This is a genomic window from Kocuria sp. LHG3120 (genome assembly GCF_049897445.1).
In the GTDB taxonomy this organism is placed as follows: Bacteria; Actinomycetota; Actinomycetes; order Actinomycetales; family Micrococcaceae; genus Kocuria; species Kocuria rosea.
This window is the reverse complement of record NZ_JAFCWG010000001.1, coordinates 362,957-385,042: the sequence shown is the minus strand read 5'-3', so window position 1 is coordinate 385,042 and position 22,086 is coordinate 362,957. Positions and strand designations below refer to the sequence as shown.

The 22,086-nt window shown below is 73.9% G+C and carries 19 protein-coding genes and 1 tRNA gene; 18 read left to right on the top strand and 2 right to left on the bottom strand.

The window, feature by feature from the left end:
- Positions 1-41: 41 nt before the first annotated feature.
- Positions 42-1,418, top strand: a complete 1,377-nt coding sequence (locus ACP7CD_RS01800) for an APC family permease (RefSeq protein ID WP_426118614.1) — start codon at positions 42-44, stop codon at positions 1,416-1,418.
- 61 nt (positions 1,419-1,479) lie between these two features.
- On the opposite strand, the gene ACP7CD_RS01795 is transcribed toward ACP7CD_RS01800, so the two are convergent.
- Positions 1,480-1,555: transfer RNA gene (locus ACP7CD_RS01795), tRNA-Arg, on the bottom strand.
- 105 nt (positions 1,556-1,660) lie between these two features.
- Between ACP7CD_RS01795 and argS the strand changes: the two genes are divergently transcribed.
- From argS to ACP7CD_RS01750, 9 genes are all read left to right on the top strand, one after another.
- A complete protein-coding gene (argS, locus tag ACP7CD_RS01790) occupies positions 1,661-3,331 on the top strand; it encodes an arginine--tRNA ligase (protein WP_031283503.1) in 1,671 nt (556 codons plus the stop codon).
- Positions 3,332-3,335: 4 nt separating this feature from the next.
- Positions 3,336-4,784, top strand: a complete 1,449-nt coding sequence (gene lysA, locus ACP7CD_RS01785; RefSeq protein ID WP_017834409.1) for a diaminopimelate decarboxylase — start codon at positions 3,336-3,338, stop codon at positions 4,782-4,784.
- Positions 4,785-6,107 (top strand): homoserine dehydrogenase, encoded by a 1,323-nt coding sequence (locus ACP7CD_RS01780; protein ID WP_426118611.1) that lies wholly within the window; start codon positions 4,785-4,787, stop codon positions 6,105-6,107.
- Positions 6,108-6,217: 110 nt separating this feature from the next.
- A complete protein-coding gene (gene thrC, locus ACP7CD_RS01775; protein ID WP_251355777.1) occupies positions 6,218-7,327 on the top strand; it encodes a threonine synthase in 1,110 nt (369 codons plus the stop codon).
- Between the two features lie 6 nt (positions 7,328-7,333).
- A complete protein-coding gene (gene thrB / locus ACP7CD_RS01770; RefSeq protein WP_426118608.1) occupies positions 7,334-8,284 on the top strand; it encodes a homoserine kinase in 951 nt (316 codons plus the stop codon).
- Positions 8,285-8,609: 325 nt separating this feature from the next.
- Complete coding sequence (gene rho, locus ACP7CD_RS01765; protein WP_426118606.1) at positions 8,610-10,823, top strand: transcription termination factor Rho; 2,214 nt, start codon at positions 8,610-8,612, stop codon at positions 10,821-10,823.
- Positions 10,824-10,931: 108 nt separating this feature from the next.
- On the top strand, positions 10,932-12,014 hold the full coding sequence (gene prfA, locus ACP7CD_RS01760; protein WP_426118604.1) for a peptide chain release factor 1: 1,083 nt from the start codon (positions 10,932-10,934) through the stop codon (positions 12,012-12,014).
- Positions 12,015-12,028: 14 nt separating this feature from the next.
- Positions 12,029-12,928, top strand: coding sequence for a peptide chain release factor N(5)-glutamine methyltransferase (gene prmC, locus ACP7CD_RS01755; RefSeq protein WP_426118602.1), 900 nt, complete (start codon positions 12,029-12,031; stop codon positions 12,926-12,928).
- Positions 12,925-13,968, top strand: coding sequence for an L-threonylcarbamoyladenylate synthase (locus tag ACP7CD_RS01750; RefSeq protein WP_426118600.1), 1,044 nt, complete (start codon positions 12,925-12,927; stop codon positions 13,966-13,968). The genes prmC and ACP7CD_RS01750 overlap by 4 nt, the downstream gene beginning before the upstream one ends.
- Before the next feature lie 49 nt (positions 13,969-14,017).
- Here ACP7CD_RS01750 and ACP7CD_RS01745 read toward each other — a convergent pair whose 3' ends face one another.
- Complete coding sequence (locus tag ACP7CD_RS01745; RefSeq protein ID WP_031283606.1) at positions 14,018-14,989, bottom strand: NAD-dependent epimerase/dehydratase family protein; 972 nt, start codon at positions 14,987-14,989, stop codon at positions 14,018-14,020.
- 238 nt (positions 14,990-15,227) lie between these two features.
- On the opposite strand from ACP7CD_RS01745, the gene ACP7CD_RS01740 reads away from it, so the two are divergent.
- The 8 genes from ACP7CD_RS01740 (at position 15,228) to atpE (ending at position 22,060) form a co-directional block, all read left to right on the top strand.
- Positions 15,228-16,145 carry a glycosyltransferase gene (locus ACP7CD_RS01740; protein WP_095651708.1) on the top strand — a complete coding sequence of 306 codons (918 nt, stop codon included), beginning with the start codon at positions 15,228-15,230 and terminating at the stop codon, positions 16,143-16,145.
- Positions 16,146-16,149: 4 nt separating this feature from the next.
- The gene (locus ACP7CD_RS01735; protein ID WP_017833267.1) at positions 16,150-16,989 is read left to right on the top strand and encodes a glycosyltransferase; all 840 of its coding nucleotides are present in this window, start codon (positions 16,150-16,152) and stop codon (positions 16,987-16,989) included.
- Between the two features lie 70 nt (positions 16,990-17,059).
- Complete coding sequence (locus ACP7CD_RS01730) at positions 17,060-18,988, top strand: polysaccharide biosynthesis protein (RefSeq protein WP_017833266.1); 1,929 nt, start codon at positions 17,060-17,062, stop codon at positions 18,986-18,988.
- Positions 18,985-20,097 (top strand): MraY family glycosyltransferase, encoded by a 1,113-nt coding sequence (locus ACP7CD_RS01725; protein WP_229588636.1) that lies wholly within the window; start codon positions 18,985-18,987, stop codon positions 20,095-20,097. The genes ACP7CD_RS01730 and ACP7CD_RS01725 overlap by 4 nt, the downstream gene beginning before the upstream one ends.
- Positions 20,094-20,528 (top strand): hypothetical protein, encoded by a 435-nt coding sequence (locus ACP7CD_RS01720; protein WP_426118596.1) that lies wholly within the window; start codon positions 20,094-20,096, stop codon positions 20,526-20,528. The genes ACP7CD_RS01725 and ACP7CD_RS01720 overlap by 4 nt, the downstream gene beginning before the upstream one ends.
- Positions 20,525-20,914 (top strand): AtpZ/AtpI family protein, encoded by a 390-nt coding sequence (locus ACP7CD_RS01715; RefSeq protein ID WP_426118594.1) that lies wholly within the window; start codon positions 20,525-20,527, stop codon positions 20,912-20,914. The genes ACP7CD_RS01720 and ACP7CD_RS01715 overlap by 4 nt, the downstream gene beginning before the upstream one ends.
- 33 nt (positions 20,915-20,947) lie before the next feature.
- Positions 20,948-21,742, top strand: coding sequence for a F0F1 ATP synthase subunit A (gene atpB, locus ACP7CD_RS01710; protein ID WP_017833262.1), 795 nt, complete (start codon positions 20,948-20,950; stop codon positions 21,740-21,742).
- A gap of 114 nt (positions 21,743-21,856) precedes the next feature.
- Positions 21,857-22,060 (top strand): ATP synthase F0 subunit C, encoded by a 204-nt coding sequence (atpE, locus tag ACP7CD_RS01705; protein WP_017833261.1) that lies wholly within the window; start codon positions 21,857-21,859, stop codon positions 22,058-22,060.
- Positions 22,061-22,086 lie beyond the last annotated feature (26 nt).

The window sequence follows — 22,086 nt, the reverse complement described above, 5'->3', positions numbered from 1 at the left end:
CCCCGGCCTCCTGCGCCGGGCGGTCGGCCTAGACTCGTCCCATGCTCAATCAGCCTGCTGACGGTCCGGGCCTCAAGAAGCACATCACCGGGCCCCTCCTGTTCCTGTTCATCCTCGGAGACGTCCTCGGCGCCGGGGTCTACGCCCTCGTGGGCATCATCGCGGGGGAGGTGGGCGGCGTCACCTGGGCACCGATGCTCGTGGCGCTGCTGCTGGCCCTGCTGACGGCCGCGTCCTACGCCGAGCTCGTCACCAAGTACCCGCGGGCGGGCGGGGCGGCGGTCTTCGCCCACCGCGCCTTCCGCGTCCCGATCGTGCCCTACCTCGTGGGCTTCTGCATGCTCACCGCCGGCGTGGTCAGCGCGTCCGCGCTGGCCCTGGCCTTCAGCGGGGACTATCTCGCGGTCTTCGTGGACGTGCCCCCGGCTGCCGGGGCCATCGTGTTCCTCGTCGCCATCGCCCTGCTCAACGCGCGCGGGATCAAGGAGTCGCTGCGCGCCAACGTCGTCATGACGGCGCTCGAGGTCTCGGGTCTGGTCCTGGTCGTGGTTGCCGTCGCCGTGATGCTCGGCGGCCGGGGCGGCGACGTCGGGCGCGCGGTGCGCTTCGGCGAGGACGTCGACCCGCTGCTGGGCGTGCTGGGCGCCGCACTGCTCGCGTACTACTCCTTCGTGGGCTTCGAGACCTCGGCCAACATGGCCGAGGAGGTCCGCGACGTGTCGCGGGTCTACCCCCGGGCCCTGTTCGGGTCCCTCCTGGTGGCCGGGGCGATGTACGTGCTGGTCGGCACGGCGGCGTCGGTGGCCCTGCCGGCCGACCGGCTGGAGTCCTCGAGCGCCCCGCTGCTGGACGTGGTGACGGCCACCGGGGTCCCGGTGCCCGGCTGGCTGTTCAGCCTCCTCGCCCTGGTCGCGGTGGCCAACGGGGCCCTGCTGACCATGATCATGGCCAGCCGTCTCACCTACGGCATGGCCGTGCAGGGACTCTTCCCCGCCGTGCTGGGCCGGGTCCTGCCGGGCCGCGGCACCCCGTGGGTGGCCATCGTCGTCACGACCCTCGCCGCGCTGGCGCTGACCCTCACCGGTGGGGTGGCCGTCCTGGCCGAGACGGTGGTGCTGCTGCTGCTCATCGTCTTCATCAGCACGAACGTCGCCGTCCTCGTGCTGCGCCGGGAGGCGGTCGAGCACCGGCACTTCCGCGCCTGGACGCCCCTGCCGGTGCTCGCCGTCCTGTCCTGCCTCGTCCTGCTGACCCAGCTGGAGGCCGGGGTGTGGGCACGCGGTGGGATCGTCCTCGCCGTGGGCGTGCTGCTCTACGCCGTCGCCCGGGTCCGCGGCGGGCAGCCTGTCCGGTACCGGCGGGCCGAGGAGGCGGGGGGTCGGGGAGCCGGCACCGGCCGACCCGCGGAGCGCCGCTGACCGGCCCGGGCCGGGCACGACGAAGGCCCCGGACCGAGTGGTCCGGGGCCTTCGTCCCGAGTGGTGCCCGCGGTAGGATTCGAACCTACGGCCTTCTGCTCCGGAGGCAGACGCTCTATCCCCTGAGCTACGCGGGCCTTTCACCGCCGCAGCGATGAACCTCGACGATACTAGCAGGTTTCGCGGGGTGCTCGTGGACCACCCGGCGCGGGCGCTCCACGGCGCCCGGTTACACTGGTCCGGTGACTCCAGAACAACTTTCTCTCGCCGTATCCGCATGCCTGCAGGACGCCGTGGCCCGGGGCGACCTCGCCCTCGCCGACGGCGCTCCGCTGCCGGAGGTGCGGATCGAGCGACCGAAGAACCGGGAGCACGGGGACTGGGCGACCAACGTCGCCATGCAGCTGGCCAAGAAGGTGGGGCGTGCCCCGCGCGACGTCGCCGCCGTGGTCCGGGACCGCCTCCAGGGCACCGCGGGCGTGGCCGCCGTGGACGTCGCAGGGCCGGGCTTCCTCAACATCACCCTGGACGCCGCCGCCGCCGGGGAGATCGCCCGCACCGTCGTGGAGCAGGGCGAGGCCTTCGGCCGGGCGCGGTCGCTGGCCGGGACGTCCGTCAACCTGGAGTTCGTCTCCGCGAACCCCACCGGCCCCGTCCACCTGGGCGGCACCCGCTGGGCCGCGGTCGGCGACTCCCTCGCCCGCGTGCTCGAGGCGCAGGGCGCGGACGTGGTGCGCGAGTACTACTTCAACGACGCCGGCGCGCAGATCGACCGCTTCGCCCGCTCCCTGCTGGCCCGCGCCCAGGGCGAGCCCGCCCCCGAGGACGGCTACGGCGGGGAGTACATCACCGACATCGCCGCGCGCATCGTCGCCGAGAACCCCGGCGTCCTCGACTCCGGGGACCCCCAGGAGGCGTTCCGCGCCGCGGGCGTCGAGCTGATGTTCGCCGAGATCAAGTCCTCGCTGCACGACTTCGGCGTGGACTTCGACGTGTACTTCCACGAGCAGTCCCTGTTCGACCAGGGCGCCGTGGAGAAGCTCCTCGAGCAGCTCAAGACCTCCGGCGCCCTCTACTTCGCGGACGGCGCCTGGTGGCTGCGCTCGAGCGCCTACGGCGACGACAAGGACCGGGTGGTCATCAAGTCCGACGGCCAGGCCGCCTACATCGCCGGGGACATCGCCTACTTCAAGGACAAGCGGGACCGCGGCGCGGACCTGTGCATCTACATGCTCGGCGCCGACCACCACGGCTACGTGGCCCGGCTCAAGGCCGCCGCCGCCGCGCTGGGCGACGCCCCGGACCGGGTCGAGGTCCTCATCGGCCAGATGGTCAACCTCGTCAAGGACGGGGTGCCCGTGCGGATGTCCAAGCGCGCCGGCAACGTGGTGACCATGGAGGACCTCGTGGAGGCCGTCGGCGTCGACGCCGCCCGGTACTCGCTGACCCGTTTCTCCGTCGACTCCAACATCGACATCGACCTGGGCCTGCTGACCCGGCGCTCCAACGAGAACCCGGTGTTCTACGTCCAGTACGCCCACGCCCGCACGTGCGCGGTGGGGCGCAACGCCGAGGCGGCGGGGGTCGCCCGCACGGACGAGCGGGGGGAGGCCGTGTTCGACGCCTCGCTGCTCGACCACCCGATGGAGGGGGAGCTGCTGGCCGCCCTCGGCCAGTACCCGTCGGTGCTCGCCCAGGCCGCCGAGTTCCGCGAGCCGCACCGCGTGGCGCGCCACCTCGAGGTGCTCGCCGGGACCTACCACCGCTGGTACGACGCGTGCCGCGTGGCGCCGCAGGGCGAGGACGAGGTCACCGACCTGCACCGCACCCGCCTGTGGCTCAACGACGCCGCACGCCAGGTGCTGGCCAACGGCCTGGGCGTGCTCGGCGTGTCCGCGCCGGAGAGGATGTGATCGCATGACCGCCGACCCGACCACCCGCACCGGGGGCTCCCCCCTGGCGCCGGCCTGGCTCAGCGTCCCCGAGGACCTCGACGCCCTCGACCCCGTCATCTGGCCCGAGGCGTTCCGCCGCGGCGAGGACGGCGTGCTGGCCGTCTCGGGGATCCCCGTCCCGGAGCTCGCCGAGCGCTACGGCACTCCCTCCTACGTCTACTCCGAGGACACCTTCCGGGCGCGCGCCCGCGAGTTCCGCGCCGCCTTCACCGAGGCGTTCGCGCGGATCGGGGCCGAGGTCTCCGTCTACTACGCCGGCAAGTCCTTCCTGACCACCGAGGTGGTGCGCTGGCTGCGCGAGGAGGGCCTCAACGTGGACACCGCCTCGGGCGGGGAGCTGGCCGTCGCCCTGCGCGGCGGCATGGAGCCCGCCCGGATCGCCCTGCACGGGAACAACAAGTCCGCCGCCGAGATCACCCGCGCCCTCGACCACGGCCTCGGCCGGATCGTCGTGGACTCCCTCGCCGAGATCGAGCTCGTGGCCCACCTGGCGCGCACCCTCGGCGTCGTCGCCCCCGTGCTGATCCGGGTCACCCCCGGCGTGCACGCGTCCACGCACGAGTTCATCGCCACCGCCCACGAGGACCAGAAGTTCGGCCTGTCCCTCGCCCCGCCCGAGGGCGGCGGGGACAGCCCCGCGATGCAGGCCGTCGCCGCGTGCGTCCTGGAGCCCGAGCTCGACCTGCGCGGGATCCACTGCCACATCGGCTCCCAGATCTTCGACGCCGACGGCTTCGGGATGGCCGCGGAGCGGGTGCTCGCCTTCATGGCCGCCGCCGACGAGCGCTTCGGCCTGACGCTGCCGGAGCTCGACCTCGGCGGCGGCTACGGCATCGCCTACACCGAGGCCGACACCCCCCGCCCGGCCCGCGAGATCGCCGAGGCCCTCGCGGACCAGGTGGCCACCACGGCCCGGTCCCTGCGGATGGCGGTCCCGCACCTGTCCATCGAGCCCGGCCGGGCGATCTCCGGGCCGGCCGCGTGCACCCTCTACACCGTGGGCACCCTGAAGACCGTCACCGCGGAGTCCGGCGCGCAGCGCCGGTACGTCTCCGTGGACGGCGGGATGAGCGACAACGCCCGGCCCGTGCTCTACGGGGCCGACTACACGGCCGTGCTCGCGAACCGCCGCGCCGAGGGGGCCCCCGTGCTCTCCCGGGTGGTGGGCAAGCACTGCGAGTCCGGGGACATCGTGGTCCGGGACGTCTACCTGCCCGAGGACCTCGCCCCCGGGGACGTCCTGGCCGTGCCCGCCACCGGCGCCTACTGCTGGGCCCTGTCCAGCAACTACAACTGGATCGCCCGCCCGCCGGTCGTCGCCGTGCGCGCCGCCGGCGACCGGCCGGAGGCCCGGCTCATCGTGCGGGGCGAGACCGAAGAAGACCTGTTCGCCCGCGACCTGGGAGCCTGATTGACCGCCTCGACCCCTGAGACCACCCGCCCGCCCTCGACCGTGAAGGTCGCCCTGCTCGGCGCCGGCAACGTCGGCGCCGAGGTGGCCCGGACCCTGCTCGACCACGGCCCCGAGTTCGCCGCCCGCGTGGGCGCGCCCGTGGAGCTCGTCGGCATCGCCGTGCGCGACCTCGCCGCCCGGCGGACCGTCGAGCTGCCCGAGGAGCTGCTCACGACCGACGCCGAGGCCCTCGTCGACGCCGCGGACGTGGTCATCGAGCTGACCGGCGGGATCGAGCCGGCCCGCAGCCGCATCCTGCGGGCCCTGCACGCCGGCAAGCCGGTGATCTCGGGCAACAAGGCCCTCATCGCCCGGCACGGCCGCCAGCTCCAGGACGCGGCCGACGCCGCCGGCGTGCCCCTGTCCTACGAGGCCGCCGTGGCCGGGGCGATCCCCATCGTGCGCCCCATGCAGGACTCCCTCGCGGGGGACCGGGTGGACCGCGTGCTGGGCATCATGAACGGGACCACGAACTACATCCTCGACCAGATGGACACCACCGGCGCGCAGTTCGACGACGCGCTCGCCGAGGCGCAGGAGCTCGGCTACGCCGAGGCGGACCCCACCGCCGACGTGGAGGGCCACGACGCCGCGGCGAAGGCCGCGATCCTCGCGTCCCTGGCCTTCCACTCGACCTTCACCATCGACGACGTGTACTGCCGCGGCATCACCGGGGTCACCGCCGCGGACGTCGCCGCCGCCCGCGAGGCCGGCTACGTCATCAAGCTCCTGGCGGTGTGCGAGCGCTGCCCGGGCGGGGTGAACCTGCGGGTCACCCCGACCATGATCCCGCGGGAGCACCCGCTGGCCGGCGTGCACGGCGCCTACAACGCCGTGTTCGTCGAGGCCGCGAACGCCGGGTCCCTCATGTTCTACGGCGCGGGCGCCGGCGGCGCCGCCACCGCCTCGGCCGTGCTGGGCGACTTCGTCTCGGCCGCGCGCCGGCTCGTGCTCGGCGGCCCGGCCCAGGGCGCGGACCCCCACGCCCAGCTCGCCGCCGCGCCGATGGACGACGTCCGCACGAGCTTCTCGATCACCCTGACCGTCCAGGACCGGCTCGGCGTCCTGGCGCGGATCGCCCAGGTCTTCGCCGACCACGGCGTGTCGATCTTCACGATGCAGCAGACGGACCACCCGCACGGCGACCCGCAGCTGTCGGAGATCCGGCTCGTGACCCACCGGGGCGCGAACAAGGACCTCGTGGCCACGGTGGACGCCCTGCGCGAGCTGCCCTTCGTCGAGGAGGTCGCCGGCGTGATCCGTGTGGAGCACGCCGACTGATCCGCCCCGCGGTGCCGCCTGCGGGCGGCACCGCACCCGGAGGGGGTGCCGCCGCACGCCCCCCGCGAGCACCCCCCGCACCACCGAGTCCACAGGAAGAGATCCAGCACATGGCACACGTCTGGCAGGGCGTCATCAACGAGTACCGGGACCGGCTGCCGGTCTCCGGCTCCACCGAGGTCATCACGATGGGGGAGGGCGGTACGCCGCTGATCCGGGCGCGCGCCCTCTCGGAGCTCACCGGCAACACCGTCTGGCTGAAGTTCGAGGGCATGAACCCGACCGGCTCGTTCAAGGACCGGGGCATGACCATGGCGATCACGAAGGCCAAGGAGGAGGGCGCCGAGGCCGTCGTGTGCGCCTCGACCGGCAACACCTCCGCCTCCGCCGCGGCCTACGCCAAGCAGGCCGGGCTCACGTGCGCGGTGCTCGTGCCGGAGGGGCGGATCGCCATGGGCAAGCTCTCGCAGGCCGTGGCGCACGGCGCGGACATCATCCAGGTGGACGGCAACTTCGACAACTGCCTCGAGGTGGCCCGCAAGCTCTCCGAGTCCTACCCCGTGTTCCTCGTCAACTCCGTGAACCCGTACCGGATCGAGGGCCAGAAGACCGGGGCGTTCGAGGTGGTCGACACCCTCGGCGACGCCCCGGACCTGCACATCCTGCCGGTCGGCAACGCCGGCAACATCACCGCGTACTGGAAGGGCTACCAGGAGTACGCCCGGCCCTACTCCTCCGCCACGGCGGGGGAGCTGCCGGCCGTCTCGACGAAGCTGCCCGTGATGTGGGGCTTCCAGGCCGAGGGCGCGGCCCCGCTGGTCCTCGGCCACCCCGTCACGGAGCCCGAGACCATCGCGACCGCCATCCGGATCGGCAACCCCGCCTCCTGGGACTCGGCGATCGCCGCCCGGGACGAGTCCGGCGGGCTCATCGGCTCCGTCTCGGACGACGAGATCCTGACCGCACACCGGTGGCTCTCGGCCAAGGAGGGCGTGTTCGTCGAGCCGGGCTCCGCCGCGGGCGTGGCCGGCCTGCTCCAGAAGCACGCCGCGGGGGAGGCCCCCACGGGGCAGACGGTGGTCATCACCGTGACCGGCCACGGTCTCAAGGACCCGCAGTGGGCGATCAAGGCCGCCGAGCGGGAGGACCCCTCGCTGGCCGAGCCCACGCGCGTGCCCTTCGACGTGGTCGCCGTCGCCGCCGCGCTGGGCCTGGAGTAGTCCCGGATGTTCGAGATCGGCCAGCGGGTGGCGGTGAGCGTCCCCGGCTCCACCGGCAACGTGGGCCCGGGCTACGACAGCCTGGGCCTGGCCCTGGGCCACTACGACGACCTCGCCGTCACCGTGACCGGCGGCGGCCTGGAGTTCGAGCTGCACGGTGAGGGCTCCGCGTCCGTGCCCCGGTCCGCGGAGCACCTGGTGGTCCGCGCCATGCGGGCCGCCTTCCGGGCCGCGGGCGTCGAGGAGCTGCCGGGGCTGCGGCTCGAGGCGACCAACCGGATCCCGCACGGCCGCGGGATGGGCTCGAGCGCCTCGGCCGTGGTGGCCGGCGTGCTCGCGGCGAACGCGCTGCTGCCCGCTGAGCGCGCCCTCGACGACCGGCGACTGCTCCAGGTCGCCGCCGCGATGGAGGGCCATCCGGACAACGTGGCCCCCTCCCTCTTCGGGGGGCTCGTGATCTCGTGGACCGACGCGGACGGCTACCGCAGCGCCCCCGTGACCGTCCACGAGGACGTCGTGCCGGTGGTGGCGATCCCCGACTTCGAGGTCCCCACCCGCCTCGCCCGCTCCCTGCTGCCCGCGACCGTCCCGCACCACGACGCCGCGGTCAACGCGGGGCGGACGGCCCTGCTCGTCGAGGCCCTCACGCGGCGACCCGAGCTGCTGCTGCCCGCCACCGAGGACCGGCTGCACCAGCCGTACCGGGCCTCGGCCATGCCCCCCAGCGCCCGGCTGATGGCCGCGCTGCGGGCCCGCGGGCTGCCGGCCATGATCTCCGGGGCCGGGCCGACCGTCCTGGTCCTCGCCGAGGACCGGGACCAGGCGCAGGAGACGGAGCAGGCCCTCGCGGAGCTCGCCGCCCCCGGGGCCGATTCCGTCTCCTGGCGTGTCCTCCGTCTGCGCGTCGACGGTCAGGGTGCTAAGCTGGAGAGGCACCCGCAGCAGATCCAGGGGTAGGAGACCGCGCCCGGCGCGGCGAGGACAGCGGGCATCATGAGGGGCAGCGCCCCGGTCGGATGCCCCGGGGTCCTCGGCTCCACCGCCTCAGATCCTCCGGTGATCCCCCGCCGGCACCGGCTTCTTCGATGCCGTCGGCGCCCCGGCCCGCACCGACACGGACCGGAGCGCACCATGATCTCCGGGTGACACCTTGTTCGCCCAGGCTGCCGCGCCCTGAAGTGCGCCCCGCCGCAGGCGGCCCGCGATCGCGGCCCGCCGGGAACCATCCACGGTCCTGGACTCTGAGATCCATGGGCCCCCCACCGAGGGAGAAGGACACTTCGTGACCGAGACCACCGACCTTTCCACGGGTACGGAAGAGACCACCACCAGCGACCCCCGGAACGCGGGACTGTCCGCGCTCAAGCTGGCCCAGCTGCAGGCGCTCGCCTCCCAGCTCGGGATCACCGGCGCCCGCCGGATGCGCAAGAGCCTGCTGGTCGACGCGATCGCCGCCCACCAGCGCGGCGGCGCCGTCGCCGACCGGGACCAGGCCGTCGAGCAGAAGATCGCGCAGACGGTCGAGAAGACCGCCGACGGCGGCGCCGACCAGGGTGCCGCCCCGGCCGCCGCCACGACCGGCGAGGACTCCTCCGCCGCGCAGGGCGCCGACGGCGGCCAGCCGCAGCGGCGCTCGCGCTCCCGCCGCGCCACGAGCACCGGTGTGGTGTCCGTCCCCGCGCAGCAGGGCTCCGAGCAGCAGGACGCCGCCCAGCAGACCGCGGCGCAGGGCGCCACCGAGCAGCAGCCGGCCGACCAGCCCGCTCCCGCCGAGGACTCCTCCGGCGCCGAGGGCGAGGGCGGCCGCAACCGCAACCGCAGCCGCCGCAACCGCAACCGCGACGACAACGGCCAGGGCAACGGCGGCCAGGACTCCGGGCAGGAGACCGACGAGGCGCGCTTCTCCGCCGAGGGCCGTGACGACGACCAGTCGAAGCAGGACCGGAGCCGCAACCAGAACCGCGGCCAGGACAACCGGGGCCAGGACAACCGCCAGGACAAGGGCGGCCAGGACCGGGGCGACGGCCGCGGCCGGCGCGACGGCCGGTCCGAGGGCGGGAAGTCCCAGGACGGCAAGGGCCAGGACAACCGCCAGGACAAGGGCGGCCAGGACAACCGCCAGGACAAGGGCGGTCAGGACAACCGGGGTCAGGACAACCGGGGTCAGGACAACCGCCAGGACGACGGCGGCAGCCGCCGCAGCCGCCGCAACCGCAACCGCAACGACCGCGACCGGGACCGCAGCGACCGCAACGACCGCGCCGAGCGCAACGAGCGGCGCAACCGCCGCGGGCGCAGCACCGGACCCGAGGTCGACGACACGGAGTTCACCGAGGACGACGTCCTGCTGCCCGTCGCCGGCATCCTGGACGTGCTCGACAACTACGCGTTCGTGCGCACCTCCGGCTACCTCCCCGGCCCGAACGACGTCTACGTCAGCCTCGCCCAGGTCAAGAAGCACAACCTGCGCAAGGGCGACGCCGTGGTCGGCGCCATCCGCGCCCCCCGCGACGGCGAGCAGCAGAACGCCACGCGGCAGAAGTTCAACGCGCTGGTCCAGCTCACCACGGTCAACGGCAAGAAGACCGAGGAGAACAAGGACCGCGTGGACTTCGGGAAGCTGATTCCGCTGTACCCGCAGGAGCGCCTGCGCCTCGAGACGGAGCCCAAGAAGATCGGGCCCCGCGTCGTCGACCTCGTCGCCCCCATCGGCAAGGGCCAGCGCGGGCTGATCGTCTCCCCGCCGAAGGCCGGCAAGACGCTGATGCTGCAGGCGATCGCCAACGCGATCACCACGAACAACCCCGAGGTCCACCTCATGATGGTGCTCGTCGACGAGCGCCCCGAGGAGGTCACGGACATGCAGCGCACGGTCAAGGGCGAGGTCATCGCCTCGACCTTCGACCGCCCGGCGGACGACCACACCACGGTCGCCGAGCTCGCGATCGAGCGCGCCAAGCGGCTCGTGGAGATGGGCATGGACGTGGTGGTCCTCCTGGACTCCATGACCCGACTGGGCCGTGCCTACAACCTCTCGGCCCCCGCCTCCGGCCGCATCCTCTCCGGCGGCGTGGACTCCGCGGCGCTGTACCCGCCGAAGAAGTTCTTCGGGGCGGCCCGCAACATCGAGAACGGCGGCTCGCTCACGATCCTCGCGACCGCCCTCGTGGAGACCGGGTCCAAGATGGACGAGGTCATCTTCGAGGAGTTCAAGGGCACCGGCAACATGGAGCTGCGCCTGTCCCGCTCGCTCGCGGACAAGCGGATCTACCCGGCCGTGGACGTCAACTCCTCGGGCACCCGCCGCGAGGAGAACCTCCTCTCCCCGGACGAGATCAAGATCATGTGGAAGCTGCGCCGGGTCCTCTCCGGGCTCGACCAGCAGCAGGCCCTCGAGCTGCTCACGAACAAGCTGCGGGACACCCAGTCCAACACCGAGTTCCTGCTCCAGGTGCAGAAGACCACGCTGTCGGCCCGCGCCGAGAGCGACCGCTAGCACGCCCCCGCCGCCGCGGCCCCGACCGGTTCGACCGGACGGGGCCGCGGCGGCGTCGTCGTGCCCACCACCGCCCGACCCTCTCCGCAGCCTCCGAAGGAGCGCCCCATGCCGGATCCCATCCAGTCCCTGCTCGACGAGCACGCCGAGCTGCAGCGCCAGCTCGCCGACCCCGCCGTGCACGCGGAGCAGGGCAGGGCGCGCAAGCTCGGGCGCCGCTACGCCGAGCTCAACGGCATCGTCGAGGCCCACCACCGGGTGTACCGCCTCGAGGAGGACCTGGGGGCGGCGCGCGAGCTCGCCGCGGAGGAGCCCGAGTTCGCGGAGGAGATCCCGGCCCTCGAGGAGCAGCTCGCGGCGGCCCGCGAGAAGCTGCGCCGGCTGCTCGTCCCGCGCGACCCCGACGACGCGCGCAACGTGATCCTCGAGGTCAAGGCGGGGGAGGGCGGCGACGAGTCCGCGCTCTTCGCCGGGGACCTGCTGCGCATGTACCTCAAGTACGCGGAGTCCCGCGGCTGGAAGACCGAGTTCATCTCGACCAACGACTCCGACCTGGGCGGCTACAAGGACGTGCAGGTCGCGATCAAGTCGAACGCCACGGACCCCGCCGAGGGCGTGTGGGCGCGGCTGAAGTACGAGGGCGGGGTGCACCGCGTCCAGCGCGTGCCCGTCACCGAGTCGCAGGGCCGGATCCACACCTCCGCCGCGGCGGTGCTCGTCTTCCCGGAGGTCGACGAGCCCGAGGAGGTCGAGATCAGCCAGAACGACCTGAAGATCGACGTCTACCGCTCCTCGGGGCCCGGCGGCCAGTCCGTGAACACCACGGACTCCGCGGTCCGCATCACCCACCTGCCCACCGGCATCGTGGTGGCGATGCAGAACGAGAAGTCGCAGCTGCAGAACCGCGAGGCCGCGATGCGGGTGCTGCGCGCCCGCATCCTGGCCCACCAGCAGGAGCAGATCGACGCGGACAACGCCGCGCAGCGCCGCTCCCAGGTCCGGACCATGGACCGGTCCGAGCGGATCCGCACCTACAACTTCCCCGAGAACCGGATCAACGACCACCGCACCGGGTACAAGGCGTACAACCTCGACCACGTCATGGCGGGGGACCTCGAGCCGGTCGTGCGCTCGGCCATCGAGATGGACGAGCAGGCCCAGCTCGAGGCCATCGGCCAGCAGGACGGCTGAGCGGGGGCCCCGGGATGACGAGGTCACTGGGCCAGGCGGTGCGCTGGGCGGAGCAGGTGCTCGCCGAGGCGGGGATCGACTCCGCGCGCACCGACGCGCTGCTGCTCGCCGGCCACCTCACCGGGCTGTCCCGGGGGGAGGTCGAGGCGAGAGCCATCATCGGCGGGGACGAGCCCGCGGGGTACGCGGAGCTCGTGGCCGAGCGCGCCCGCCGGATCCCGCTGCAGCACCTCACGGGCGTCGCCCACTTCCGCTACCTGACGCTGGCGGTCGGGCCCGGGGTGTTCGTGCCCCGGCCCGAGACGGAGACCGTGGTGCAGGCCGTGGTCGACGAGCTGCGCGAGCAGCTGGCCGCGGGCGTCCACCGCCCGCACGTGGTGGACCTGGGCACGGGCTCCGGAGCGATCGCCGCCTCGGTGGCCCACGAGGTGCCGCAGGCCCGCGTGCACGCCGTGGAGCTGTCCGGGACCGCCCACGCCTGGGCGGCCGAGAACCTGCGCGGGACGCGCGCGGAGCTCGTCCGGGGCGACCTGCGCACCGCGTTCCCGGAGCTCGAGGGGCGCTGCGACGTGGTGGTCTCCAATCCGCCGTACATCCCCGCGGACGCGGTCCCGCGCGAGCCGGAGGCCAGGGAGCACGACCCCGACCTCGCCCTGTACGGGGGCGGGGAGGACGGGCTCGACCTCCCGCGGGCGGCCCTGTCCTCGGCCCTGCGGCTGCTGCGCCCCGGGGGGTTCTTCGTCATGGAGCACGCCGAGGTGCAGGCCCGCGCCGTGGCGCACGCCTTCCGGGCCGCGGGCCTCGAGGACGTCGAGGGCCACCAGGACCTGACGGGCCGGGACCGGGCCACGGCCGGCCGGACGCCCCTTCCCGGCCGCGCCCGCACGACCGGAATGGGAGAATGGACGCCGTGAACTCCACCGTCTACGACTGCAGCAGCATCGCCCAGCGCACCGCCGGGCTCAAGCACGCCGCGCGCGCCCTCGCGTCCGACGCGTGCGTGGTCCTGCCCACCGACACCGTCTACGGCATCGGGGCCAACGCGTTCTCCGCCCGGGGCGTCGCGACCCTGCTCGCCGCCAAGGGCCGGTCCCGGGCCATGCCCCCGCCCGTGCTCATCGCCCACGCCGGGGTGCTCGACGGCCTGGCCGACGAGGTCTCCGACGACGCCCGCGCGCTGGCCCGGGCCTTCTGGCCCGGCGGCCTGACCCTGATCTTCCACTCCCACCCCTCGCTGGGCTGGGACCTGGGGGAGACCCACGGGACCGTGGCCCTGCGGGTGCCCGACGACGAGCTGGCGCAGGCGCTGCTCATCGAGAGCGGCCCGCTGGCCGTGTCCTCGGCCAACCGCACCGGCCACCCGGCCGCGTCGACGGCCGGGGCCGCGGCGGACATGCTCGGGGACTCCGTGGAGCTCTACCTGGACGGCGGCCCGCGGCCCGTCGGCGGACCCGCCGACCGGGACCCGGTCCCCTCCACGATCGTGGACTGCACGGGGGAGACCCCGCTGCTGGTGCGCCACGGCACCGTGAGCCTGGCCCGGCTGCGCTCGGTGGTGCCCTCGGTGGTGCCGGCGGACGGCGACGAGGAGCTCGACAGCGCCCCCGCGCCGGGTGCGGGTCCCGCGGAGCCCGGCGCCGGCCGCCCGGCGGCCTCGGGCTCGCACGCCGTGAGCGAGCCCGATCCGGAGGCCGTGCCGCCCGCGGCGGAGTCCGCCGACCCGGAGGGCGCGGCCGCACCCGCGGACCGGCAGCCCCCGGCGCCCGGGCCGGCACGGGCCGCGACGGCGCAGGGCCTGGCCGCCGCGCTCGTGGCGCGCTCCGCGGCGGGCGCGCGCCCGGCCGTGGACCAGGACCGCACGCGCGTCCAGCGGCCCGGGGCGCCGGGGCAGCCGCGGCCGCTGCCGGTCGAGGAGGCCGCCCGGCTCGTGGCGCGCGGCAGCGGCCAGGCCTGAGGCCCGTCCCGGGAGCGGCCCGGCGCGGCCCCGAGAAGCGCTGCGGGGCTCAGCCCCGGCCGGCGGCCAGGTGCGCCTGGCGCAGGACCTCGCTGATCCGCGGCTCGGGGACCGCGTCGTGCTCCTCCGCCCAGCCGCGCACCTGGCGCTGACCGAACCAGGTGACCTCGAGCCGACGGAACACGCCGTGCCACCGGTGCCCGGCCAGGGCCGAGACCGCGAACCCGGCGTCCACCACGAGCCGGCACAGCAGCACGGGGAGGTGGCGCGGCTCCCGGCGGCCCGCGTCCCGCAGGATGGAGCCGGTCGTGGCGCCCTCCCAGGGCTGCAGCACGACCGGCGGCAGCGCCTCCCCGTGGCGCCCGACCCGGGAGACGAACTCGGCCAGGGCGTGCACGGACGTCACCGGGGTGGGCGCGCCGCCGTCGCCGGCCACCGAGCTCAGCGGCGAGGACGCGAAGCGGGCCAGCCGCGCGGTGGTGCGCCGGCCGGAGCCCTGCACCGAGGTCGCGCGCAGCACCGTGATCGCGGGCGCCCCGTCCTCGCCCGCCCAGTCGCGGCGCAGCTTCAGGAGCGCGCTCTCGCCCAGGGCCTTGGAGAAGGAGTAGGGGGAGAACGGCCGGACCGTGGGCGTCTCGTCGAGGACGTCGACGTCGCCCTGGACGGCCGCGGAGCTGACGTGCACGATCCGGCGCACGCTCGTGCGGCGCGCCGCGAGCGCCACGAGCACCGGCAGCAGCGCGTTCGCCCCCACGAGGGACTCCTCGTGCGTCTGGTCCGGGGCCGCCAGGCCCGCCGCGTTGACGACCACGTGGGCACCGGCGAAGGACTCGGCGAGGTAGTCGATGACGGACTCGAGCCGGCCGGCCTGCTGGAGCAGGTGGTGGACCGTGCGCGCCCCGGACCCCAGCCGCGGCGCGGAGACCGGGACCACCGTCTGGCCGTCCGCCTGCAGCCGGGCCACGGTCGCGGAACCCACGAACCCCGTCGCTCCCAGGACTGCCCACGTCGTCGATGTCACGGTGCTTCCTCTCTGCCGGTCGCTTCCGGTCGCCGTCGTCCGGGCCCGGATTCCTGCGCTCATCGTACAGACCGGCCCACCGCCGGGGCGGGGCGACGCGGCCCGCCGGCCCGGCCGTCCGGGCGCCGCTTGCTAGACTCGGCACGTTCCGGCGCCCGCCCGCGGCACCGTGCCGGACCCCGCACCCGTTCCCGCACTGCCCGTCACCGCACAGCCCGTCACCCCCTGGAGGAGCCGCATGCCGTCCGACCCCACGCCCACCCCCACGGTGGCGGTGGCCTGCGTGACCCAGGACCGGCACGAGGACGTCCTCGCGCTCGTCGCCGCGCTGCGGGAGCAGACGGTGCCCGTCGCCTCCCTGTGCCTCGTCGACGCGGGGCGCGAGGCGCTGCCGCGGGAGGTGCTCGAGGAGGCGATCGGCGGCCGGTTCGCGCTCGAGCTCGTGCGCTCCCTCGCCAACCTGGGCGGGGCCGGCGGGTTCTCCCTCGCGATCCTGACCGCGCTCGCCACCGGTGCCGACCGGGTGTGGCTCATGGACGACGACGCCCACCCGGAGGGCCCCGACTGCCTCGAGATCCTCCTGCAGGAGGCCGCGCGGCGGGAGCTGTCGGTCGTCTCCCCGCTCGTCGTGGCACCCCAGGACCACGGCGCGCTGGCCTTCTCCTACCGCCTCGAGGGGCGGATGACCCACTCCCGGGCGGACCTGGAGCCGCTCGGCTTCCTGCCCGGCTACGCCACCTTCTTCAACGGCGCCCTGATGGCCGAGCACGTCTTCTTCACGGTCGGGCTGCCGGACCTCAAGCTCTTCCTGCGCGGCGACGAGGTCGACTTCCTGGTGCGGCTGCGCCGCTCCGGGCTGCCCTTCGGCACCACCACCCGCACCGCCGTGGCGCACCCGCCGGGCTGGGACGAGGAGCACGTCGTGGTCCCCGGCCGGCTCAAGGTCGTGGTGCCCGGGACGGAGTTCAAGCGCGAGCACTTCTTCCGCAACCGGGGCTGGACCACGTGGCGGTACAAGCGGGTCGTCCAGCTCGGGGCCGACCTCGTCGGCTACCCCCTCTTCTACCTCCGCCGGCGGGACGTGCGCGGTCTCGCGTCCTGGGCGAGCCGCTACGCCGGCGGGATGCGCGGCCGCGGCTTCGGCGGGCCGCGGTGACCCCGTGAGCCCGCACCCCCCGCTCGAGTTCTCCGTGCTCATGCCCGTCTACCGCGCCGACACCGCGGAGCGGGTGCGCCGGGCGGCCGAGTCGGCCACCGTCGAGCAGCGGCGCCGGCCCGCCGAGCTCGTCGTCGTGCGGGACGGCCCCGTCCCCGCGGCGCTGGAGGCCGAGCTGGACCGCCTGGTGCGCGAACTCCCCGTGCCCGTGGTGCGGGTCGACCTGGAGCGCAACGAGGGCCTCACCGCGGCGCTCACCGCCGGTCTGGACCGGTGCCGGCACGACGTGGTGGCCCGCGCCGACGCCGACGACGTCTCCTACCCCCGCCGCTTCGCGGTGCAGCTGCCCGTGATCGAGGCCGGGGCCGACCTGGTGGGCTCGTCGATGCACGAGATCGGCGACGACGAGCGGACCCCGATCGCCCTGCGCCGCGCACCGGTGGGGGAGCGGGACATCCTCTCCGTCTCCCGGCGCCGCAACCCCGTGAGCCACCCGACGGTGGTGTTCCGGCGCTCGGCGGTGCGGGCGGCCGGCGGCTACGAGCACGTGCCCCTGGCCGAGGACTACTGGCTGTGGGTGCGGATGCTGCGCGCCGGCGCCGACGTGCGCAACGTGGCCGAACCGCTGGTCGGCTACCGGGTCTCGGCGGGCTCCTACGAGCGGCGCGGCGGGTGGCGCGTGCTCCGCGCGGAGCTCGCCCTCCAGGCCCGCCTGCGCGGGATCGGCCACGTCGGGTTCCTACAATGGGTGCGCAACGTGGTGGTGCGCGGCGGCTACCGGTTCGTCCCCACCCGGCTCCGGGAGCTGGCCTACCGGGCCATGGTCGGCGCACCCCGCCCCTGACCGTCCCGCACCGGCACCCTCCCCGCCCGGCCCCCCGGCTCCGGCACCGACCACGAAAGGAACTCTTGCGATGAGTGGTTCGCCCGAGCGCACCGCCGGCACGGCGGTGCCCCCCGGGGGTCCCGCCGCGGGGTTCCCGCCCCGCGGCGCCCCGCAGGACAGGCCCGTGGCGTGGCTGTGGATCCAGATGCTGCTGGACTCCGTCGCCTGGGTCGTGGCCCTCGTGCTCGCCCTGGTGCTGCGCTACGAGATGGAGCTCCAGTTCATCAGCGCCCCCGGGCTGCTGCTGGTGTCCCTCGTGGCCGTGGCCGCCCAGCTCGTCGTCGGCTTCTCCTTCGCCCTGTACAAGGGGCGGTACTCCTTCGGCAGCTTCGACGAGGCCAAGCTCCTCGTGGTGGTCACCCTCATCGTCACGGCCGTGGTCCAGGTGCTGCTCCTGGTGGTGGGCACGAGCATCGGCATCCCGCGCTCCACCGCCCTCATCGCGTTCCCCTTCGCGTGCCTGTTCATGGCCGCCTTCCGCTACCTCAAGCGGATGTACCAGGAGGCCTCCGCCCGTCCGGGCGCCTCCGCCCAGCACGTGGTGGTCTACGGCGCCGGCTACCTCGGGACCTTCCTCATCCAGCGGATGATGCAGGACCCGCACTCGGAGTTCCTGCCCGTGGCCCTGCTCGACGACGACCCCGCCAAGAAGCACCTGCGGATCTCCTCCGTGCCCGTGCTCGGCACCCTGCACGACCTCCGCGACGTCATGGCCCGCACCCGCGCCTCGGTGCTGATCGTGGCGATGTCCGGCGCGGACCCCCGGATCATGCACCGGGTCGCGGACGCCGTGGCCGGCACCGGGATCCGGGTCATGACCATGCCCCCGCTCGGCGAGGTGCTCACCGCCAAGCACCAGGGCGCGGACTTCCGGGACATCAGCATGGAGGACCTCATCGGCCGCCGCCCCGTCGACATCGACGTCGAGGAGATCGCCGGCTACGTGAAGGGCCGCCGCGTCCTGGTGACCGGCGCCGGCGGCTCCATCGGCTCCGAGCTGTGCCGCCAGCTCGTCGGCTTCGAGCCCGCCGAGCTGATCATGGTGGACCGCGACGAGTCCGCGCTGCAGGGCACCCAGATCTCCATCACGGGGCGCGGCCTGCTCGACGGCCGCGACACCGTCCTCGCCGACATCCGCGACCCGGAGTCCGTCGGGGCGATCTTCCGCGACCGCCGCCCCCAGGTGGTCTTCCACGCGGCCGCCCTCAAGCACGTGTCCCTGCTCGAGCAGTACCCGGACGAGGCGTGGAAGACCAACGTCGTCGGCACCCTCAACGTGCTGCAGGCCGCGGAGGAGGCGGAGGTCGAGGTCTTCGTCAACATCTCGACCGACAAGGCCGCCAACCCCACCACGGCCCTGGGCCACTCCAAGCGCGTCGCCGAGAAGCTCACCGCGTGGATGGCGGACCGCACCGGGCGCCGGTACGTCTCGGTGCGCTTCGGCAACGTCTTCGGCTCCCGGGGCTCGATGCTCCCCCTCTTCACCGAGCAGATCCGGCAGGGCGGCCCGATCACGGTGACGCACGCGGAGGCCACCCGCTACTTCATGACCATCCCGGAGGCCTGCCAGCTCGTGATCCAGGCGGGGGCGATCGCCCGCGGCGGCGAGGTGCTGATCCTGGACATGGGCGAGCCCGTGCGGATCATGGACATCGCCGAGCGGCTGCGCGTGATGAGCGGGCGCGAGGACATCGAGATCGAGATCACCGGGCTGCGCCCGGGGGAGAAGCTGCACGAGGACCTCATCGGCCTCGGCGAGAAGGACGAGCGGCCCTTCCACCCCAAGATCTCCCACGCGCGCGCCGACCGCCTCGACCCCGCCCAGCTGGACCGGCACACCTGGAAGGTGCGCGGCGGCATGGTCTACACGGGCACGATCCCCGTCGTCAGACCGTCCACGCAGCCGCCGCCCACGTCGGTCCAGCGTCCGCGCAGCTCCTCGGGACGGGCGTCGTGAGCCCGGCCCCGGTCGTGCTGCTCCCCGCCGGGCTCGACCTCACCGACCCGGGTGCCGCCCCCGACCCGGAGGAGCTGCGCCGGCTCGGGGAGCTCGTCCTCACGGTGGGTGTCCCTGCCCTCGTGCTCAGCCTCCTGCTGCCCCTGGCCGTCAAGCCGCTACTCGCCCGGTGGGGCGTGCTCGACGTCCCCAACGAGCGCTCCTCCCACCACCGCACGGTCGTGCGGGGCATGGGCCTGGCCGTGGCCCTCGCCGTGCTCGCCGCCTACGGCTCCGCCCTGCTCACCGGCGCGATCGAGGTCGACCGCTCCGTCGCGCTCGTGGTCCTGGCCGTGACCGGGCTGTTCGCCGCCCTCGGCTGGGCCGAGGACTACCGGGGCGTGTCCGTGCGGGCGCGCCTGGCCGCGCAGCTGGGCATCGGCCTGGCCGCCACGGCCGTCCTGGTCGCGGTGCTCGGCACCTCCGCCTGGTGGCTGCCCGTGGGCACCCTCGCGATCGCCGCCTACGTGAACATGGCCAACTTCATGGACGGGATCAACGGCATCTCGGGGCTGCACGGCCTCGCCGCGGGGCTGCTGTACGCCTGGGCCGGCGCCTCCAACGACCTGCCGTGGATGATCGCCGCCGGCCTGGCCGTGGCGGGCGGCTTCGCCGGGTTCCTGCCCTGGAACCTCGGCCGCGGCACCGTGTTCCTCGGCGACGTGGGCTCCTACCTGCTGGGCGGCTCGCTGGCCGGCATCGCGGTCGCGGCCTTCCTCTCCGGCGTCTACGTCGAGTACCTCCTGCCCCCGCTCGCGGTCTACGTGGCCGACACCTCCGTGACCCTGCTCCGCCGCGTCCGCGCGGGGGAGGCCTGGTACCGGCCGCACCGCCAGCACGTCTACCAGCAGCTCACCGACGTGGGGCTGTCCCACACGGGCTCCGCGCTCGTCGTCACGGCCGCGACGGTCCTCGTCAGCGTCGCCTCGGTCGTGGGCCTGCGCACGGGGCCCGTCGCCACGGCCGTGGCCGGCGCGTTCGTGCTGGCGGTGCTCGCGCTCTACCTGGTGCTGCCCGCGCTGCTCGGGCGCCGTGCGGGCGTCCGCTCCCGGACGGGGACCCGCCCGTGAGCGCGGCCCTGCTCAGCGTCCTGCTCGGGGCGGGGCTGATCGCCGCGAGCCACCTGGTGACCGTGCTCGTGGCGCGGGCCACCGCCGGGACGGACGGGCCGGTCGCCGCCCCCGTGCTCGCCGCGACGTACGTGCTGAAGGTGCTCCTGCTCGGCTGGGTCCTGCTCACCGTGCCGGCCCCCGGCTGGCTGGTCCCGGGCTGGGTCGCGGCCGGGGTGCTGGCCGCGCTCGTCGTCTCGCTGGCGCTCGCGGCCCGCGCCGGCGCCCGCGGCACCCGCACCGCCCTGGGGCCGGTGCTCGAGGCCCGGCGGCGGGCAGCGGCCGAGCAACCGGACGGCCCGGGCGCACCCGGCCCCGCCGGCGACGGCACGCACGACGGCAGGACCCCGGACGACAGGAAGCAGGACGACCATGAGCACGGACGACCATGAGCGCGGATGACCGCGACGTCCCGGCCCGCCCGGACGGGACGCCCCCGCCGGAGGAGGGCCCCAGGGCCCCGCAGGACGGGCCCGGGGAGCGCCCCGGACTGCGCACCGCGGGGGAGCTCGTGGAGGGCGGAGGGCTCTCCGGAGGTCTCACGACACTCCTCTACGTGGTGATCGGGATGGGGTTCTGGAGTTTGGTAGGGTGGGGTGCGGATCGCGTGCTGGGAACCCGGTGGATCGTGGTCCTGGGAGCGTGCATCGGCGCCGCCTCCGGGATCTACGTCGTGTACCTCCACATGCAGGAGGGGTTGCGTCGCAGCCTGACCTCCGATGGGCGAGATCCACACAACCCGCACCAGTCCGGCCCGGACTCGGCGCCCCGACCGTGACCACCGGCCAGAGCACTGCAGAAAGGACCCGCATTGAACGCCGCCCTCATCAGGCTCCCCGCCACCGGAGGATTCACCGCCCCGACCGTCGAGGAGATGCACCTGCCGCCGTTCTTCGCGCTGGGCACCTTCGAGTTCGGCAAGCAGACGCTGCTGATCCTCCTGTCGGTCGTCCTGATCGCCGGCTTCTTCATGTGGGCCATCCGCCGCAACGCGCTCGTCCCGTCGAAGTCGCAGTACCTCGCGGAGAGCGGCTACGGGTTCGTGCGCAACCACCTCGGCCGGGACATCATCGGTGAGAAGGAGTTCCGCCCCTACGTCCCGCTGCTGTTCACGTTCTTCTTCTTCATCCTGGTGAACAACCTGTTCGGCTCCATCCCGGTGCTGCAGCTGCCGACCCTCTCCCACGCGGGCTCCGCCTACGTCCTGGCCGGCATCGCCTACGTCACCTGGGTCTTCATGGGCATCAAGCGCCACGGCCTCGGCGGCTTCATGGGCAAGATGACCATGCCGCCGGACGTCCCGAAGCTGCTCTACATCTTCCTCATCCCGATCGAGTTCCTCTCGAACCTGATCATCCGCCCGGTCACGCACGCCCTGCGTGTGTTCGCCACCATGTTCGCCGGCCACCTCGCCCTGATGGTCGCGGCGTCCATGACGGGCTACCTGCTCTCCCAGGCCAGCGCCATCAGCGTCGTCGCCCTGGGCTCGACCGTGCTCGGCGTGTTCATCTACTTCCTGGAGATCCTGATCCAGGTCCTCCAGGCCTACATCTTCACCCTCCTCTTCGCCGTGTACGTCCAGGGTGCCCTGCAAGAGGGCCACTGACGCCGGTGGAGCAGCCCCGGCCCCGGCCGGACCCCGCAGTCCATCCTCGAAATGTTCAGAGCCGACACGGCTACGACGCCCGGCCCCCGGGCACCTAGAAAGGAAATACCCCTCATGACTGGTTCGCTCAGCGCTATTGGTTACGGTCTGGCTGCCATCGGCGGTGGCATCGGCGTGGGTCTGATCTTCGCCGCGTACATGCAGTCCGTCGCCCGCCAGCCCGAGTCGCAGCGCGTGCTCCAGCCGATGCTGTTCTTCGGCTTCGCCGTGGTCGAGGCCCTCGCGATTCTGGGCTTCGTGCTCGCGTTCATCGCCTGAGTGCCTGACCAAGTACACGTCCTTCT